The 18163-nt window shown below is 73.3% G+C and carries 14 protein-coding genes; 7 read left to right on the top strand and 7 right to left on the bottom strand.

Annotated elements, in window-relative coordinates; all coding sequences use genetic code 11:
* Positions 1 to 121: 121 nt before the first annotated feature.
* Positions 122 to 724: a hypothetical protein gene (locus F1D61_RS21340; RefSeq protein WP_203153958.1), complete on the top strand. Its 603-nt coding sequence runs from the start codon at positions 122 to 124 to the stop codon at positions 722 to 724.
* Positions 725 to 933: 209 nt separating this feature from the next.
* On the opposite strand, the gene F1D61_RS21335 is transcribed toward F1D61_RS21340, so the two are convergent.
* Positions 934 to 2622 carry a methyl-accepting chemotaxis protein gene (locus F1D61_RS21335; RefSeq protein WP_203153956.1) on the bottom strand — a complete coding sequence of 563 codons (1689 nt, stop codon included), beginning with the start codon at positions 2620 to 2622 and terminating at the stop codon, positions 934 to 936.
* A gap of 500 nt (positions 2623 to 3122) precedes the next feature.
* Between F1D61_RS21335 and F1D61_RS34855 the strand changes: the two genes are divergently transcribed.
* A complete protein-coding gene (locus tag F1D61_RS34855; RefSeq protein ID WP_281437018.1) occupies positions 3123 to 3248 on the top strand; it encodes a hypothetical protein in 126 nt (41 codons plus the stop codon).
* The gene (locus tag F1D61_RS21330) at positions 3245 to 5149 is read left to right on the top strand and encodes an adenylate/guanylate cyclase domain-containing protein (protein ID WP_203153954.1); all 1905 of its coding nucleotides are present in this window, start codon (positions 3245 to 3247) and stop codon (positions 5147 to 5149) included. The genes F1D61_RS34855 and F1D61_RS21330 overlap by 4 nt, the downstream gene beginning before the upstream one ends.
* A gap of 194 nt (positions 5150 to 5343) precedes the next feature.
* On the opposite strand, the gene F1D61_RS21325 is transcribed toward F1D61_RS21330, so the two are convergent.
* On the bottom strand, positions 5344 to 5589 hold the full coding sequence (locus tag F1D61_RS21325; protein WP_203153952.1) for a hypothetical protein: 246 nt from the start codon (positions 5587 to 5589) through the stop codon (positions 5344 to 5346).
* 233 nt (positions 5590 to 5822) lie between these two features.
* Here F1D61_RS21325 and F1D61_RS34390 point away from each other — a divergent pair, with 233 nt between their 5' ends.
* The 4 genes from F1D61_RS34390 to F1D61_RS21310 all read left to right on the top strand — a co-directional run bounded on the left by F1D61_RS34390 (position 5823) and on the right by F1D61_RS21310 (position 9627).
* A complete protein-coding gene (locus F1D61_RS34390) occupies positions 5823 to 6002 on the top strand; it encodes a hypothetical protein (protein WP_246775455.1) in 180 nt (59 codons plus the stop codon).
* Positions 5999 to 6808 carry a Gfo/Idh/MocA family protein gene (locus tag F1D61_RS21320; RefSeq protein WP_246775454.1) on the top strand — a complete coding sequence of 270 codons (810 nt, stop codon included), beginning with the start codon at positions 5999 to 6001 and terminating at the stop codon, positions 6806 to 6808. Before F1D61_RS34390 ends, F1D61_RS21320 begins: the two co-directional genes overlap by 4 nt.
* Before the next feature lie 795 nt (positions 6809 to 7603).
* Positions 7604 to 8791, top strand: coding sequence for a glycosyltransferase (locus F1D61_RS21315; protein WP_203159194.1), 1188 nt, complete (start codon positions 7604 to 7606; stop codon positions 8789 to 8791).
* A 5-nt stretch (positions 8792 to 8796) separates the two neighbouring features.
* Positions 8797 to 9627, top strand: coding sequence for a WecB/TagA/CpsF family glycosyltransferase (locus F1D61_RS21310; RefSeq protein WP_203153950.1), 831 nt, complete (start codon positions 8797 to 8799; stop codon positions 9625 to 9627).
* On the opposite strand, the gene F1D61_RS21305 is transcribed toward F1D61_RS21310, so the two are convergent.
* The 5 genes from F1D61_RS21305 to F1D61_RS21285 form a co-directional block, all read right to left on the bottom strand.
* Positions 9557 to 11497 carry a right-handed parallel beta-helix repeat-containing protein gene (locus F1D61_RS21305; RefSeq protein WP_203153948.1) on the bottom strand — a complete coding sequence of 647 codons (1941 nt, stop codon included), beginning with the start codon at positions 11495 to 11497 and terminating at the stop codon, positions 9557 to 9559. The two genes, F1D61_RS21310 and F1D61_RS21305, sit on opposite strands and share 71 nt — an antisense overlap.
* Positions 11498 to 12172: 675 nt before the next feature.
* On the bottom strand, positions 12173 to 14308 hold the full coding sequence (locus tag F1D61_RS21300; protein ID WP_203153946.1) for a GumC family protein: 2136 nt from the start codon (positions 14306 to 14308) through the stop codon (positions 12173 to 12175).
* Between the two features lie 97 nt (positions 14309 to 14405).
* Positions 14406 to 15779, bottom strand: a complete 1374-nt coding sequence (locus F1D61_RS21295) for an O-antigen ligase family protein (protein WP_203153944.1) — start codon at positions 15777 to 15779, stop codon at positions 14406 to 14408.
* The gene (locus F1D61_RS21290; RefSeq protein WP_203153942.1) at positions 15773 to 17074 is read right to left on the bottom strand and encodes a lipopolysaccharide biosynthesis protein; all 1302 of its coding nucleotides are present in this window, start codon (positions 17072 to 17074) and stop codon (positions 15773 to 15775) included. The genes F1D61_RS21295 and F1D61_RS21290 overlap by 7 nt, the downstream gene beginning before the upstream one ends.
* Positions 17071 to 18084 (bottom strand): lipid II:glycine glycyltransferase FemX, encoded by a 1014-nt coding sequence (locus tag F1D61_RS21285; RefSeq protein ID WP_203153940.1) that lies wholly within the window; start codon positions 18082 to 18084, stop codon positions 17071 to 17073. Before F1D61_RS21285 ends, F1D61_RS21290 begins: the two co-directional genes overlap by 4 nt.
* Between the last annotated feature and the right edge of the window lie 79 nt (positions 18085 to 18163).

Here is an 18163-nt window from a genome sequence, read left to right as displayed (position 1 = left end):
CGGACTTGCGTCGGCCCGCCGAGGCAAGTCCGCTCAGGCCCCGTCGCCGCGGGCGCCGGAGCGCGATATAGGCCGGGCAGGCAGCGGGATCCCCGCGCCTGCCCGGGAAGAGGTCGAGGTCATGCCGGACGCGCCCACCATCTACGCCAACACCCTGATGGCCTTGAGCCTGCGCCGGCCGGGCATCCTGCAGGTCACCCTGGGCACCGCCGGCTTCAGCGGCGACGAGATCGATGTCGCCCTGCGGCTCGCCGTGCCGGAGGACACCGCGGTCGAGCTGGTCGAGGCCCTGGTCGAGGGCTTGCAGGCCGCCGCCGAGGAGGACGAGGACGAGGACGAGACCCCGGAGCCCTACGAGGCCTCGGTCGGCGACGTCGCGACCGCGGGGCTTCTCGCCACGACCCTCGCCACCGCCATGGGCGACGCCCTCGACCTGCTCGCCTCGCGTCCCGACTTTCTCGAGCGCCTGGGCGAGATCGAGGCGCGCGCCGTGCTGACGACGCGCAATTCCGTCTCCGAGGGCGTCTCCGTCGACGACGAGGCCAAGGCGGTGCGCGACACCGTCGCGGTGCTCCAGAGCCTGTTCGCCCAGTGGCGCAAGGACCACGTCCCGCCCGCGACCCCGGGTCCCGATTCGCCGCCCGGCTCGCCTGCCCCCGACTCCCCTGCCCCCGATTCTCCCGCGCCCGATTCCTCGCCCGGGGACGACGGTCCGAAGGCCTGACCCGCGCGAGGACGGCAAGCCGGCCCGGGCATCGGCCCCGGACCGGCGGGATTCGTCCCCCCCTTCGCGGGGTCGCTCGCGCCTTATGCCAATGGCCCGAGATGCTGACGCATCGGGCCATTGAGCTATCTCGGATTTTCTATGCCAAACCAGGGGCTTGACGAAAATTCGAGAACGGAACCAAAGGTCGTTTGCAACGACCGTTGGTATTAGGCCGCCCGCACGGTCGCGAGGAAGCGGTGGACCTCTTCGGAGAGATGCTCCGATTGGCGCGACAGGTCCGAGGCCGAGGTCAGCACCCGGCTCGCCGCCATCCCGGTCGATTCGGAGGCCTGGGCCACACCCGCGATGGTGCCGGTCACCGCGCTCGTGCCGACCGAGGCCTGCGAGACGTTGCGCACGATCTCCTGCGTCGCCGCGCCCTGCTGGGTGACCGCCGCCGCGATGGAGGTCACCACGGTGTCGATCTCGCGGATCCGGGAGGTGATCGAGCCGATCGCCCCGACCGTCTGATCGGTGACGCCCTGGACCTCGCCGATCTGGCGGGCGATCTCCTCCGTCGCGCGGGCGGTCTGGTTGGCCAGTTCCTTCACCTCGGCGGCGACCACCGCGAAGCCGCGGCCCGCCTCGCCGGCGCGCGCCGCCTCGATCGTGGCGTTCAGCGCCAGCAGGTTGGTCTGGCTGGCGATGTTCGAGATCAGCCCGACCATGTCGCCGATCCGGGTCGAGGTGGCCTTCAGCGCCTGGACGAGCTGGCCGGTCCTGTCGGCCTCGCCGACCGCGGCCTGGGCGAGCCCGGCCGAGCCCTCGACCTGGCGGCCGATCTCCGAGATCGAGGCGCCGAGCTCCTCGGCCGCCGCCGCGACGGTGCCGACATTGGTCGCCGCCTCCTCGGCCGCCGCGGCGACGCTCGTCGATTGCGACGCGGTCTCGGCCGCCATCGACGACATCGAGCGGGCGGTGGCCTGAAGCTCGGTGGCGGATGACGAGACCGTGCGGACGACGTCGCCGACCGCCGCCTCGAAGGTGTCGGCCAGTTCCAGGGTCGCGCGCTGCCGGGCCGCGGCGGCGGCGGCATCGGCGATCTGGCGGCGCTCCGCATCCTCCGCCGCCTTGCGGGCGACCATCGCCTTGATGTCTTCGACGGCGCGGCCCAGCGCCCCGATCTCGTCGCCACGCCGGCTCTCGGCGATGGTGGCATCGACGTCGCCGGCCGCCATCCGTTCCAGCACCGCGACCAGCCGCAGGATCGGGCGCTGGATGTTGAGCATCAGCACCACGCCCGCGGCGAGCAGGCTCAGCAGCATCGCCGCGCCGGCCAAGAGGCCGATCCGCGTCGCCGAGGCGATCCGCTCGGCAGCCGCCTTCATCGCCTCGTGCGTGAAGCGGTTGGCGTTCTCGACCGATTCGCCGATGGTCTTCTCGGTCCGTCCGAGGAGCGCGGCGATCCGGTCGCGGGAGGCAGCGGCCGCCGCCGCGTCGACCGGCCGGCCGTAGAGGTCAGCCCGGCCCTGCTGGGCGAAATCCTTCACCGCGGCGGCGAGGTCCCGCACGCCGCGCTCGCTCTCGCGCAGCACGTCCGGCTTGAGGGCGATGGCGATCGGCCGCTCCAGCCCCTTGGCGGCGGCGCCCGCCTCGTCCTGCGCCGCCGTCACGGCCGCATCGGCCGCGGCGGCACTGCGCGCCAGCTCGACGGACCGGTAGCTCAGCTGGATGCGGCTGACCGCGAGCTGCGCCTGCGAGATCCCCCGCAGGATGGTCTCTTCCCGGGCCACCGCGTCGTTCGCCGCGCTGATCTCGGTGTTGCTCGACCATTGATTGTAGACGGCGCCACCGACGAACACGGCCGTGACGGCGGATGACAAAGCCAGCTTGCGCCCGATGCTGAGCCTGAGCATCACTTGACCCATATCTTCATGGATAGGAGGAATATCTTATCGGGGTTAGGTTGAGGTTATTTTCTTAAAAAACTGTTTTCAGGCCCGAACGCGACATCGCCGATATTTTTCGCTCCGCTGGGGAACCAAGTACGGATGCTGTACGGCAGCCGCCGCGGTGGTCCCGATCTGCGGAATTCGGCGGCATGCGCCTCGTGCCCAAGGCCGCTGCCTCGCGCCTGAGGCCGCCGCGTGGCGCCGGCCGATCCCGCGGCTCCCAAATTCGCTGAAGATCAGACGCTTCGCCGCGCGCAGTCGGACCATGTTACCGGGACGCAATCTTCCGGTATTCGCACCATGCTACCGGCACAGCCGTGCCGATGCACCGGTCTCGGTCCGGGATCGGTACGGACGTCGATCCGCCCCGCGTCGTCGACATCGGTCTAATCGATTCCGAATCCCGGATCCGAGGGAAATCTCGGGCGAGACCGGTCCGGGGAAGGAAAGGGAGGTCGCTCTCGATGATCGCCGACGTGATTGATGTCGCCTCGTGGGATGTCTCGTCTTTCCGGGCACGATTATCTGACGATGCCGCGGATGCGGGGAGCCGTGCCGTCGTGGCTTGCGGCGCGGACGAATCACCGTGAGCGAGCGGACGAACCGGTCCGCCGCACCGGAATGGCCGACCCCGGAGCGTCGTCCGGCGGCGATCTTCGCCGCCGACATCGCCGGCTATTCGAAGGCGATGCACGACGACGAGCGCGGCGCCATGCAGGCCCTCCAGGCCACCCGCAAGATCGCCGACCATCTGATCTCGGCGCATCACGGACGGATCGCCAACACGGCGGGGGACAGCGTGCTCGCCGAGTTCGCCCGCGTGCCGGATGCCGTCGCCTGCGCCCTGGCTGTCCAGCGGGCGCTCGCCGAGGCCAAGGGGCATGCGGGGCGGTTCCGCCTGCGCATCGGCATCCATCTCGGCGACGTGATGGTGCACGAGGGCGACCTGTTCGGCGACGGCGTCAACATCGCGGCCCGCCTGCAGGCGGCGGCCGAGCCCGGGGGCCTGCGCCTCTCGGAAGCCGCCTACCGGGAAGTGAGCGACCGGCCCGACATCCGCTTCGTCGATCTCGGCGCGCAGCGCCTCAAGAACATCGCCCGGCCGGTGCGCATCTACGCCGTGCCGTCGCCGGAGGCGGCCGTGTCGCGGATCCGGCTCCCGCGGCCCGCCCTCGCCGCCCTGCTCCTCGCAGGCCTCGGCCTCGCCGGGGGCCTGGCCTGGCCCCACGTCGCGCCCGAGCGTCGGGGGATGGCGTCGCCGGCCGGTACGCCGACCGTTTCGGGCGAGCCCGCGCGGCCGCCTCTGTCCCTCGTCGTCCTGCCGCTCGCCAACCAGAGCGGCGACCCGGAGCAGGATTACCTCGCCGAGCAGATCGCCGAGGACCTCTCCGCCGATCTCGCCCGGGCGCCCGGCACCTTCGTCATCGCCCACGGCACGGCCCGGTCCTACGAGGGGCGGCCGGTCGCGCCTCGCGCCGTCGGCCGGGAGCTCGGGGTGCGCTACGTCGTGCAGGGCAGCCTGCGCCACGGCGCCGGGCAGGTGCGCTTCGCCGTGCAGCTCACCGACGTCGAGACCGGCGCCGCCCTCTGGGCCGACCGCTTCGACGGCGCACGCGCCGATCTCGCCGCCGCGCAGGACGCGCTGATCGCCCAGGTCGGCCGGGCGCTCGGCATCCGCCTGCTGGAAGCCGCCACGCAAGGGCGCGCCGGCCACCCGGCCGATGCGGTCGACCTCGTCATGCGCGGCCAGGCCCTGCTCAACCGGCCCTTCGCCCGGGAGAACCATGCCGGGGCCCGGCCCCTGTTCGAGCGCGCCCTCGCCCTCGATCCCGTCAACGCCCATGCCCGGCTGGGCCTCGCCGAGGTGCTGGTCGACGGGGTGCTGAACGGCTGGACGGGCGAGCGCGAGGGCGATCTCGACCGGGCCGAGCAGGCCGTCGCCGCCGTGCTGCGGGACGACCCGACCCATCCCTTCGCGCATTACCTGCGCGGCGAGACCCTGCGCGCCCGGGCCCGCTACCCCGAGGCGCTGGCCGCCTTCGACCGGGTGCTCGCCCTCAACCCGAGCTTCGCCCGGGCGCATGCCTATCGCGGGCTGATCCACATCTTCCTCGGCCGGGCGGAGGAGACGGAGGCCGACATCGCGGCGGCCCTCCGCCTGAGCCCGAAGGACCCGCTGGTCGGCGCGTGGCTGGCGCGGGACGGGCTGGCAAAGCTCCATCTCGGCCGGGACGAGGCGGCGATCCCGGCCCTGCAACGCGCGGCCGCGGTGAACCCGCTCTTCGACTTCCCGCATCTCTACCTCGCCTGCGCCTTCGCGCGGCTCGGCCGGGAGGCGGAGGCGCGGGCCTCCCTCGCCCGGTTCCTGACGCTCCGGCCCGGCTACACGATCGCGCGCTACCGCAAGCTGACCTCGGGCGACCCGACCTTCCTCGCCCAGCGCGAGCGGATCTACGACGGATTGCGCCGGGCCGGCCTGCCGGAGCGGTGACGCGGGTGACACGCTCGGATCCAAGAACCTGCGCGGTGCTGACGAGGCTCCGGGCCGGAGCCCGTCGCCGTGATCGCCATCCTCGCCGAGTGTGCCCTACGACGGCCGGATCGGCGTCACGACCCGCCCGGCCGGATGGGTGCGGCTCCTCGGCTGCGGCCTGACGATCGCCGGGGTCGCGCCGTTCCGGAGGGTCAGCGCCAGCCGCGGATCTCGTGGGCGTCGCGGCCCGGGACCGGCGGCATCTGCGTCGTGAAAGCCGAAGCACGGCTCCGCCCCGGATCGACGGTGTAGACGTCGGCGAGCAGCACCGTCGCCACGGAGGCGCCGAGCCCGGTGATCACGAAGCCGTAGATCACGGCCCGGGGGGCGCCGAAATGCCGGACGATCAGCGCGACCGAGACGGCGACGGCGAGAAACCCGACGGCATTGTGCCACATGGAAACACTCTCTCCCGGAGCGGGACACCCGATTCCCCGCGCGCAGGAGGAGGTGCGAACGGCGTGCCGACGGCGCGGGTGGTTAACGCACCGTTAATCACCGGGGCAAGCCTCGCGGCTGCGCGCCGCCCTCGCGTCCGGCGCATCGCTCCTGCCCGTGCGGGTGCTGCCAGGGCGCGTTCCCTCCCCGCCTGTTCGGCCTTATGACGAGCACACCCCATCCAGGAGCCCCGATGCGCCAGCCCTCCCCACCCCTCGCCCTCGGCATCATCGGCGCCGGCATCATGGGCGAGCGCATGCTGAACGCCGTCCTCGGGCAGGACGAAGGCCCGGTCCGGATCGCGGCCCTGTGGGACCCGGACCCGGCGGCGCGGGCGCGCATCGCCGCGCGCTCCCCGACCTGCCGCTCGTGACGGAGGCCGCCTCGGTCGTGGCGGCGAGCGCGTGCGTCTACATCGCCTCCCCGCCGGCCTCTCATCTCGGCCATGCCCGGGCGGCCCTGGCCGCAGGGCGGAGCGTCTTCTGCGAGAAGCCCCTCGCCGTCGACCTCGCCGAGGCCCGCGACTTCGTGGCGACGGCCGGCGAGCGCGGGGCGGTGAACTTCCCCTTCGCCTCCTCCCTCGGTGTCGCCACCCTGGCGCAGTGGATCGCCGATGGCGCCGTCGGCACGCCCCGCCGCCTGACCATCGAGGTCGCCTTCGCCCGCTGGCCGCGGGGCTGGCAGAGCGACGCCGCCGGCTGGCTCGACGCGCCGCAGGAGGGCGGCTTCACCCGCGAGGTGGTGTCGCATTTCCTGTTCCTCAGCCGCCGCCTGCTCGGGCCCCTGCGGGAGCTTCAGGCGCAGGCCGTGTTTCCGGAGCCCGGCCGGTCCGAGCGCGCCGTCGATGCGACGTTCCGGGCCGGCGCCGTGCCGGTGGTCCTGCGCGGCCGGGTCGGCGAGACGACCCTCGACGACCACAACACCTGGACGCTGGAGGGCGAGGCCGGGACGATCCGCCTGCGCGACTGGGCGATCGCCGAGCGGCAGGAACGGGACGGCACCTTTGCGCCCGCGCCCGACGCGATCCCGAACGAGCGCGCCCGCCCGATCGCCCTGCGGCGCCAGCTCGAGGGCGTGGTGCGGATGACGAGGGGCGAACCCCACGCGCTTGCGACCTTGGGCGAGGCGCTGGAGGTGCAGGAGGTCGTCGAGGCGATCCTGGCCGGGGGACGGTCTTGACGGGTGGCGACCGGGGCTGACGGCCCGGACATCGCGTCACACCCCGGACGGCGCCCGGCGCCGGCGGCCCGTTTGGGCCGACGGCCCCCCGGCCGTGGCGGAGTGCGGGTAGGTCGCTGTGATCGCAGCGGAATCCTTCTGCAGGATTTTGGCCTGTCAGGGACGGTTCGTTCCCGATCGGTCCGACGAGATGTGTCGGAACGGCCCGATTTCTTGCTGTCGGTAGTCCTCCGCAACTGAATTTCCATCACGTAACGCGTTATTTCCATGCCGTCCGGTCGGCTATCGCCCCGAATCTCTTCGGGATGACGGCGGCACCGGGCCGGATGATCTCGCCATGGGATCGCTCCAGCTCGCCAAGGCGAGCGGTCTATTGTCCTGGGCGGAGCGCGGAGAGCGGGATGGGAGCGGTGACGACCAGGATGGTACGGATCGGCCACGATGGTGCGTCCCTGCGGGATTCGGCTTCGGCGGCGCAGGGCCGTCATGAGCCAAGATGGCGCGGTTTTCCCCCTCCCCCCTCTGCGGGGGAGGGTGGCGAGCGCAGCGGGACGAAGTCCCGCCGAGAGGGGCAGCGCGACGCCCGTCCAGGGAATACCCTTCAGAACGGTTCGGTTTTATCCGGAAGCGGCGCCCCCTCGCCCGGCCTGGCACGAGTGCTGCGCACTCGCCGCAGGTCACCCTTTCCCGCAGAGGGGGGAGGGAGAGACCCGCGCCATGTCGTCCCGCTGAACGCCCCGCCGATCACCGGCACGGACGCGCACGGGCACCCCCGATGACCACCGCCCCCCAAAGCTGCGCATCCTCGTCGCCCACAACCGCTACCAGGTCCGCGGCGGCGAGGATGCCGCCGTGGCCCGGGACCTCGCCGCCCTCGAACGGGCGGGCTGCGCCGTCGAGGCGGTGTTCCTCGACAACGAGGCGATCGATTCCGGGCTCGCGCGCCTGCGGGCGGCGGTCGCGGCGACGCATGCGCCCGACGGCATCGCCCGGGTGATGGCGGCGGCGCGCCGCTTCGCGCCGGACGTGGTCCACGTCCACAACTTCTTCCCGCTGCTCTCGCCCGGCATCCACGCGGCGGCGCGTGCGGCCGACTTCGCCACGGTGCAGACGCTGCACAATTACCGCCTGATCTGCGCCAACGCCTTCCTGATGCGGGACGGCGCGCCGTGCGAGATCTGCGTCACCGGCTCGCCCTACCGGGCGGTGCAGTTCGCCTGCTATCGCGGCTCGCGGGTCGGCACGCTCGCGGTCGCCCGGATGATCGACCACCATCGCCGGGCCGGGACCTGGCGGCGGGACGTCGACCGCTTCATCGCGCTCACGCCGTTTGCCCGCGAGCGCTTCGTCGCGGCGGGGTTCCCGGCGGAAAAAATCCGCATCCGGCCGAACGGGCTGCCCGATCCGGGGCCGCCCGCGGACGGGCCGCGCCGGGGTCTCCTCTATGTTGGCCGGCTCAGCCCCGAGAAGGGCGTGACCGTGCTGGCCGAGGCGGCTGCCCGGGCGGGCGCGCGGATCACGGTGATCGGCGAGGGACCGCTCGCGGGCGCCCTCGCCGATCACCCTGCCCTCGACCTGACGGGCGCCCTGCCCCCGGACGCGGTCCAGGCGGCGATGGCGCGGGCCGCGGCCCTCGTCGTGCCGTCGCTCTGGTACGAGGGGCTGCCGATGGTGGTGGCGGAGGCCTTCGCCGCCGGCACCCCGGTCGTCGCCTCGCGCATCGGGGCGCTCGCGGGCCTCGTCGCCGACGGCGCGACGGGGCTCCTCGCCGAGCCAGGCGACGCGTCCGATCTCGGACGCGCGCTCGCGCGCATCGCGGGCGATCCCGCGGCGGCGGCCGCCATGGGGCGGGCGGCCCGCACCGTCTACGAGCGCGAGTGGCACGAGGACGTCGCCACCCGCGCCCTCCTCGACATCTACCGCGACGCCGTCGCCGCCCGTGCGGCAGGGCCGTCCGCGTCCTCCACCAGAACGGGAACCTGACCTCAGTGGCACACGATCCCCTCGTCTCCTCCTTCACGATCGGTGGCGTTCCGGTCTCGGCCATCGACATGGACGGGCTGATCGCGTCGGTCGGGCGCCGGCTCGCCGCCGGGCCGGGCCAGCCCGGCACCTTCGTGGTCTTTCGCGATGCCCACGGCGTCGTGCGCGCGCAGACGGACGAGGCGTTGCGCGCCGCCCATCACGAGGCCTTGCTGGTCTGTGCCGATGGCCGTCCGGTGAGCTGGATCGGCCGCTGGCGGGGCCTTGCCGCCACGCAGCAGGTGCCGGGGATCGAATCGGTCGAGGCCCTGTGCCGGGCCGGCGCGGATACGGGCTGGCGCCACTACTTCCTCGGCGGGGGCGAGGGCGTCGCCGACCTGCTCGCCACGACGATGCGGGCCCGGATACCGGGCCTCCAGGTCGCCGGTGTCGAGACCCCGCCCTTCCGCCCCCTCTCCGAGGCCGAGACCGAGGCGATGCGCGAGCGCATCCGTGCGTCCGGGGCGCAGATCGTCTGGGTCGGCCTCGGCACCCCGAAGCAGGAATTGTTCATGGCGGCGCATGCCCCCTACCTGCCGGGCACCATCGCCATGGGAGTGGGTGCGGCCTTCGACGTCGCGACCGGGCGCATCCCGCGGGCCCCGAAGATGCTCCAGGTCGCCGGGCTCGAATGGGCCTATCGCCTCGCCCGCGAGCCCCGGCGCCTGTGGCGGCGCTACCTGGACACGATCCCGCGCTTCCTCCTGATCGCGGCGCGGGATGCGGTCAGCGCCCGAAAGGCGCCCCGGCCGTCGCGGAGCGGCGCATCCGATCGAACGGGATCGTCGGCAGTCTGACGCCGCTGCCGACGGCGAGCCCGGCGAAATCCGCCGGGTTCACCGAGGTCCGTGCCAGCGCCTCCAGACCGGCGGGGATCTTCGCCGGGCCGCGGTTGCGGGCCAGATTCTGCTCGGCCGCCTCGCCGCCATCGGTGAAGCGGGGGGGATCGCTCAGGACGATCAGGTTGTCGGTGACGACGTTGCCGGTCGCGACCGCCGGGCGGTCGTAGAGCAGGCCGGGGAGGCGCGGGTAGCGCGCCCGCCAGACCGGGGACTCGACCGGCATCGCCGCATAGGCGGCGCGCAACTCCGATTGCGGATCGGTGACCGCGTCGCGGGCCCAGGTCTGCCCGCGGGAATCGACGTGGATCGCCGGGCTCGACGCGACGAAGACGTTGCCATCGACGCGGTTGTCGCGCCCGCCGCCGAGGAAGACCGGCTGGTCGACCCGCAGGAAGAGGTTGCCGGTGACGGTGAACCCGCTCGCCATGTCGTCGAGGTAGACCCCCTTCACCTCGGTCTCGGGCCCGCCCCGGATGTCGTGCAGGAGGTTGTTCGCGATCACGCCGCCCCGGGCGGTCCAGTCCCGGCCGGAATAGATCGCCCCGCTATCGGTGGCCCCGGCGAGCAGGTTGGCGACCTCGTTCCCCGTCACCCGGTGGTCGTTGCCGCGGATGTGGACCGCGTAGGCCGGCGAATCGTGGATGTAGTTGCCCGCCACCTCGGCGCCGACGCCGTCCAGCGCAACGGCCGGGTGCTGCGTCCGCTCCCGGCGGGCGTAGCCGGTAAGCCGGCTGTCGCGCAGGAACAGCCCGCCGGGGGTGAGCGTGCGCCGGTCGCCGCCCGAGAGCACCACGCCCTCGGCACCGGTCCCGGCGATGTCGCAGCGCTGGAGCCCGCTGTCTTGCGTGCCCGTGAACACCGCCCCGCGCCCGCCGGTCAGCGAGAGCACGCTGTCGGCGATCACCACGTCGCGCCCGCCGCGTACGGTCACGAGGTCGCCCCGGGCCATGGCGAGGCGCAGCGATTCGACCCGCAGGTGGGACGCGCCCTCGACCGACAGCAGCGTCTCGGCGACCGACACCTCGACGGTCTCCTCGGCCCCCCGCGGCCAGGCGAGCAAGATCCCGGCCTTCGCGTCGCGCCACCACGTCCCGGGCCGGTCGAGGCCGGCGAGCAGGTGGACGAGGCGGACGGGCGCGCCCGGGCGGATGCCCTCGTAGGGCGTGCGGTCGAGGGTAAGGCGCGTGCCCGCTCCCGTCGGCGCGGTGCGGATCACCGGCAGCGCCTCGAACAGCCAGCCCCAGCGCCAATAGCCTTCCGCCCACAGGTCGGGCTCGCCACTGAGCGCGCCCGGCGGGAGGCCCGACACGGTGAAGGCCGGCCCGTCGCCGCCTTCGGCCTTGGCGAAGCCCTCCGCCGGCCAGCGCGCCGGATGCATCGCGCCCTCGCCGTCGAAGACCTCGAAGGCGGGGGGTGTCGGCGGACCGTTGAGGACGATCGGCGCCTGGATTCGCGCCGGCGCCTTGGCCGAGGGGGGCAGCCGGTAGGCCCGGACATGGCCCCGCGCCGCCGCCGGCAGGCGGGCCGCCAGCGCCGGATCGAGCGGAACCGGCGCGAGGCGCCGGCTGCCGACGAGGCGGGCCGACCCGTCGGCGGGGCCGCGGATCACCAGCGGCGCCCCGGCTTTGCCGCCATCCTGGCTCCCGAGCCGCACGGGGGCGGCGAGGCGGTGCGTGCCGGAGGACAGCGCGACGACGATCGCCGCGCCGGGATCGCGGGCGCGCCGGCGGCGGGCTTCACCCAGGGCCTCGGCGAGGGTGGCGGTGCCGCCCGGCGAGGGCCGCGCGCCCTCGGCGGCGACCCGGATCTCGATCGGGGCGGCCATGGCCGGGGGGCGGCGAGGAGGGCGGCGAGGAGGAGCAGGGTCCGCATGGTGGGGTGTCTCGGAGCCTGGCGGGTTCGGGGGCGGGATGCGGCCCTGTCGCGCCTCGAGTCGCGATATGAGGCGCCTGAATCGTCTTTACCTCGTGACCGAGGCGATCCGGGGACAGTCGAGGCGCGGGTTTTCCCTCCCCCCTGTGCGGCAGGGCTGTCCGGGGAAAATCCCCTTTAGAACCAAGCGCGGGATCCCCTCTCCCGTGTGGGAGAGGGGTAGGGGTGAGGGTGCTACGGTGCCGCGTATAGCGCGTACCGTAGAGCTGCCAGCACAACGTTTACAGCCTTGCACGGAAGCGCGTCACCCTCACCCCCGACCCCTCTCCCACACGGGAGAGGGGAGGCGCGCCACAGTTTTCCCCGGACAGCCCTGCCTCTGCGGGGGAGGGTGACCGGCGGAGCCGGGGCAGCGGGACGCAGTCCCGCCGAGAGGGGCAGCGCGACGCTGTTCCAGATGGCGCCCTTCAGAACGGTCCAGTCTTATCCGGAAGCGGCGTCCCCTCTCCCGGCCTGGCACGAGTGCTGCGCACTCGCCGCAGGCCACCCTCCCCCGCAGAGGGGGGAGGGGGAAACCCGCGCCTGTTCTTTCCCCTAAACAGCAACGTCTTGGGAGAACGGCATCCCCCTACTCCCGCAAATCCGCATCCGTCACCACCACCCGCGGCCGCCGGCCTGGGCCGATCGCCTTGAGCGCCCGGTCCACCGCCGAGAACCGGCTGCGCCGCGCGCTGACGGCGAGCAGCAGCATCGGGATGCGCTCCTCGGCGATCAGGCGCTCGGTCACCACGTCGCCGCCGACGAGGCCGAGATCGACCACGACGAGGTCGGCGTCGCTGCGCAGGAGCGCGTCGGCGAGGTTGCCGGCGAGGTCCCGCGGCAGGCCGGCGGGGCGGGGCAGCACCCTGAGGCCGGACGGCAGGGTCACCAGGGCGTCGCCCAGCGGCGCGCGGCTGCGCAGGAGGCCGGCGAGGTCCCGGGGCGCGGCGGCCCCGAGGTCGCGGGTGAGCAGCCCCTTGGGGTCGGCATCGACCAGGATCACCCGCTCACGGTCGGCCGCCGCCGAGAGGGCGAGCGAGCGGGCCAGCACCGACTTGCCGGCCCGGTCGTCGCCCGCGGTGACGAGGACGACGAGGGGCTTGGCCCCCGGTTCGGCGGCGGCGAGGCGGTGGCGCAGGCGCGAGACCGCCACCTCGTAGGGAAGATCGCCCCGGGCGCTGCCGAAATCGGCCTTGAGGGCGGCGGCCTTCGCGGCCGTGCGGGGGGCACGCGGCAGGGCATCGAGGCCGGAGCGGCCGAGATGGCCTTCCAGGCGCCGGCGCGAGCGGACCCGGCCGGCGAGCAGTTCGAGCGCGAGGGCGCCGACGAGGCCCAGCCCCGAGCCGGCGACGAGGGCGGCCACGAACAGGACTGGCGTCGGCGGGCCGATGCGCTTCTCCGGCGGCGAGGCGGCCGAGATGATCCGCGAGGCCGAGGTGTCGAGGCGCTGCTGCTCCTGCAACTCCCGGGCGCGGACCAGGAAGGCCTCGTAGACCGCCCGGCTCGCATCGGCCTGGCGCTCCAGCTCGCGCAGCTGCACGAAGTCGTCGCCGACCTTCAAGGCATCGGCCTTGCGCCGCTCCAGCGTGGTGGCCAGCACCTTCGCGCTCGCCTGGGCGGCCTCGAAGTCGTTGCGGCTCGCCGCCGCGATGCGGCGGATCTCGGCCTCGATCGCCGCGCGCAGGGCCTTCTCCTGCACCAGAGCCGCCATGTAGCTCGGATGGCGCTTGCCCAGCGTCTCCTCGGCATCGGCGCGCAGGCGCTCGACGCCGGCGAGCTGGCCGCGCAAGGCGGTGATGGTCGGGTTGGTGACGATCTCGTTGGCGGAATCGAAGCGCCCGCCGGTGAGCACGCCCTCGACCTGGCGCATCCGGGAGCCGGCCTCGAGCGCCCGGGCGCGGGCAGCGCCGAGCTGCTCGCTCAACTGGGTCAGCTGCTGCTCGCTCACCAGCTGGGTGCGGGTGCCGACGAGGTTGTGCTTGGCCCGGAACGCCTGCGCCTTGTCCTCGGCCTTGCGCAGGTCGGCCCGCAGCTCGGCGAGCCGGCTCTCGATCGCCGCGCCGGCCTTGCGGGTCGTCTCGGAGCGGGTGGCGGCATCGCGGGCGAGGTAGGTCTCGGCGATGCCGCCGGCGAGGCGGGCGGCCTTCTCCCGGTCGTCGGAGGTCACGCCGAGCTCCAGCACGAAGCTGCGCTCCAGGCGCCGCGCCCCGACCCGGTCGCGCAGGATGCGGAGCGCCGTCAGCCGGGGCTCGACCGGCGGCTCGGTGCGCCCGGTGATGCGCGCGACGAGGTCGCGGGCCGCGCCGACCAGGGTGAAGCGGCCCTGGAACTCGGGGTCGCGGGCGAGGTCGAACCGGTCCACCACGCGGCCGAGCACGTCGTCGGAGGTGAGCACCCGGAGCTGGCTGTCGACGAAGAGCAGGCTCGCGTCGCTCGCCTGGTCCGGCGGGGTCAGGCCGTCCTTGACCACCTGCAACCCGCGCGGGTCGATCAGGATCTGCGTCGAGGCGGTGTAGAGCGGCGGGTTCAGGTGCATCCAGGCCGCGGCGAGGCCGAGGCACAGGAGCACGGGCAGGAGCACCGTGAACCAGCGCAGGCGCACGGTGCGCAGGATCTCCCGCGGATCGAGGAACCAGGGCTCCCGCGTGCGCTCCCCGTCTTCCTGTCCCTCCCGCGGGGCGGCGCCGACGAGCAGCCCGCTGCGGACATTCTCGACCATGGTCATGATGGGCCCGAGGCTCCCCAAAGGCTCTCGCTGCGGGTCGGACCTGTACCATTCCGGGACGATCGGAGCGGCAGGCAGGCCCTTTGCCGCCTGCGCTTCAAGCCGCGGGCCAGGCCCGACCCGTCCCCCGTGGGGACGGGAGCGGAGCGGCGATCTCCCGTCGGCCGGCCTCGGCCTCGCGCCGCGCCGCCCGCGCGGTGGCGAGCACCGCCACGTAGGCCAGCACGTTGACGTTCCAGTCCTGGAACAACCCGGGCGTGGTCAGCCCGTTGAGGGCGAGCATCAGGATCAGGCAGGCGACGATGCGGCGGGTGCCGCGATCGGTGCGGGCGGCGAAGCGGATCGGCTCGATCAGGGTCATGATCGCGAAGGACAGGCCGATGATCCCGGTGCCGGCCCAGGCGCTCAGGAACATGTTGTGCGAGCTGGTGATGAACACCGCGTCGCGGCCGAGCTCGTCGGCGAGTTCGGTAGTCGGGATCAGGAGCTGCACGAAGCGGTCGGCGGCCGAGAAGCCGGAGCCGAGCAGGCGGTCCTGCGTCGCCGCGATGAAGGTCGGCCAGAACTGGCCGCGGCCGGTGGCGTTGGCGAGCTCCACCCGGGGCTTCTGGAGGATGACCGAGAGGGCATCGAGGAGCGCGGGAAAGCTCGACAGGCCGACCATCAGGAACAGGAACAGCGCGATCGAGACGAGCGCCAGCACGATGCCCGCGACGCGGATGCCTGGGCGCCGCGAGGCGATCATCAGGGCCGGGCCGACGCCGATCAGCGCCCCCGTGGAGGCGGCCGAGCCCGCGACGACGAAGCCGATCGCGGCCAGGACCAGGTAGCGGCCGCGGCGCCGGTTGGGCGGCCCGAACCAGGCGGCAAAGCCCAGCAGCGCGCAGACCAGCGGCATCATGTTGTTCTTGGCCGAGGAGAACACGATGCCCGAGGCCAGGCTCTGGAGGATCTCCGGCGTCACCGCGGCCAGCCAGGCGAGCGTCACCATCGCCAGGATGTCGGCCAGGCGGTGGCGGATGTCCGGCCGGTCGAAGATCAGGATCGACGAGAGGGTGAACACCGCCAGTTCCGCGGTGCGGTAGAGCGTGTAGGTCGGCACGATCGACCAGGCGGCGCTCATCCCGTTCACCAGGATCATCAGGGTGAACGGCAGGTAGGGCATCGCGAAGGGCAGGAGCAGCACGCGGCGGTCGGCCGCGACCTTCACGACGAGGTAGAAGGCCGTGAGGCCGGTGAGCACGATGGTGACGAGGTTCGAGGCCGTCAGACCCTGCTCCAGCACGGCGTTGCCGTCCTCGCGCGGCACCGTGAAGACGAGCGGCATGAAGGCGAACACCACCGTGAGCGCCAGCGGCCAGAACAGGGGCGCGCCGCCCGACGGCAGATGGGTCTCGAGGCGGCGGCGCAGGACCGGATAGGCGACCGTGAACCAGGTCGCGACCGCGACGGCGATGAGGGCGTTCAGCATCGCGGGCTCTCCGGGCTCGAGGCCTGGGCCGTGTGGCTCGGGGCTCGGGGCGCCGGGGCTTTCGCCAGGGCCGCCACGAGGGCGACGAGCGAGGCGCCGTGCGCCAGGGCCACGACCGCCGCGGCACCCACGGCGCCGTAGCGGGCGAGCAGCGGCTGGATCAGCACCAGCGACACCGCGAGGCTGGCCGCGAAGGCACGAAAGATCACGTCGGTGCGACGCCGCGCCCGGAAGATCTGTGCCACCATGTCCCGCAGGAAGATGAAGACCACGCCGAGCGCCAGCCAGCGCAGGCAGGATGCGTAGGCGGCGTAGGGCGCACCGAAGACGAGGCGCAGCCAGAGATCCGCCGGGAAAGCCACGACGGCGAGGAGGAAGCCCACCGGAACCCCGAGGCGCCGGGTGACGCCGAGGAGATAGGCCCGCAGCGCCGGCTCGCCGCCGGTCTCGTAGGCGCGGCCGGCGCCCGTCGGCACCACGTTCTCGGTGGCGGCGAGCATCAGCAGCACGAGGCCGACGAGGTACTGGGCCGCCCGCAAGCCCCCGAGGGCTTCGTCGCCGAGGGCACCGCCGGCCAGGATCCAGATCAGCTGCTCCTGCCCGAAGGTGACGAGGACGACCGGCAGCAGCCAGCGGGCCATCTGCCAGTGGCGTCGGGCGGTCAGCGCGAGGCGCCGGCGCCCGGTGCGGGGGGCTTGGCGGAGGAGCACGGGCAGCGTCGTCAGGAACGCCGTCACGGCCAGGACGGCGACGAGCCCCGCCGCATCGAGCGGGATCCCGGCCGCCCACAGAACGGCGACCGTAAGCGGGGCCGCCGCGGCCCGGGCCACGTCCATCGCGAGGGCCCTGGAGCCCCCGTCATAGGCGAAGAGCAGCCGCCGGGCGGTGAGCTGGAGGTTCTGCGACAGGGTGAGCGCGCCGGCGGCCGCGACGAGGCCGACCGGGACCTCCTCGCCGCGGGCCGAGAAGTACAGGGCGAGCACCCCCGCGACCCCGAGGCTCAAGACCGCCGCCAGCGCGACGGCGCCGGCGCCGACCGAAGCGGCGTAGCGGGCCGGATCGCGGACGGAGCCGGCGAGCGTCATCAGCGGCGCGGTGACCAGCGCATTGTGCAGCCCCTGCGCGAAGCCCGCGACGATGAGCACGAGGGCGAAGCGCCCGAACCCCTCCATGTCGACCAGGCGCGCCGCCGCGATGCCGGCGAGGAAGCCGAAGCCGCTCACGGCCCCCTGGTCGAGGAGCGAGAGCAGGGCCGGGCCGCGCAAGCGGGCCCGGAGGGCGGACGAGACCGTCACCGGGCGAGCACCGCCCCGGCCGCCGCCGTGACGAGGCGGTGGCGGCCATGGAGCCAGAGCGGCCCGCTCGACGCGACGTTGCGGGTGAGCCCGCGCTTGAAGTCGTAGACGCCCCGGTTGCCGGCCGGGTCGATGCCGCCGAAATCGAAGATCCGGCACCCCTCCTCGGCGGCGCGGCGGATGAAGCTCCATACGGCCAGATAGGCGGCGGCATTCGCCTTGGCCCGTTCGGTCGAGGCGGTGAAGAAGTCGGTGAAGCGGTCGCGGCTGAGATGCGCGATCCGCACCAGGCACAGTTCCTCGCCGTCCCGCACTTCGAGCATGACGTGGCGCGGATCGTTCGCCGCGAGGTCGCGGTAGGCTCCGGGATCGAAGTCGTTCGAGAAGCCCTTGCGGCTCTTGAGCAAGGCATACATCGTCGTGAAGGCGTCGAAGGCGGCCAGCCGCTCGGCCGGGTCGTCGAGGAAGCGCACCGTCAGGGCCGGGTTGCGCTCGGCCTTGCGCAGGGCCTTGCGCCAGCGCTGCTCCATCCCGGCCTGCACCGCGTCGAGGCCGCCGGCGAGGTCCACCTCCAGGGTATGCCTGCCGGCGGTCGTGACAGGCCGGAACCCCGTCGCCAGCAGGCCCAGCACCGTGCCTGGGCTCTCGGTACGGTTGGCATCCGCCACCAGCAGATCCAGCGGCCCGAGGTCCAGATGGGCGAGGAGCGCGCGCAGGACGGCCTCGCCGTGGCGCTCGCCCTTCGCGGTCAGGAGCGGCCCGCCCTGGACGTAGAAATGCCGGACCGGGCCGCGGCGGCGGCGCTGCACCTGTGCCAGGCCCATCACGTCGCCGTTCTCGTCGACGACGCTCAGCCGCTCGATGGCCGCGCCGCGCCGGGACTTGTAGGTACCCCAGCCCGACGCCGCGAAAATGCTGCCGCGGGCTTGCTCCCACACGGCTTCGTCCCAGGTCGGGACATCGGTGACCGCCAGGACCCGCAATCCCGTCTCACGTTCCGTCTTGGTCATGGATGGTCCCGTGCCAGGATGTGACATCGTCCGTATCTGATGCCGCCAGGACGCAAGCGGCGCACCGCGCCCCCCGTCG

The sequence above is a fragment of the Methylobacterium aquaticum genome, from assembly GCF_016804325.1.
Classification (GTDB): Bacteria; Pseudomonadota; Alphaproteobacteria; order Rhizobiales; family Beijerinckiaceae; genus Methylobacterium; species Methylobacterium aquaticum_C.
Note: the sequence above shows the minus strand (reverse complement) of the source record. Positions and strands in the feature narration are given on the sequence as shown.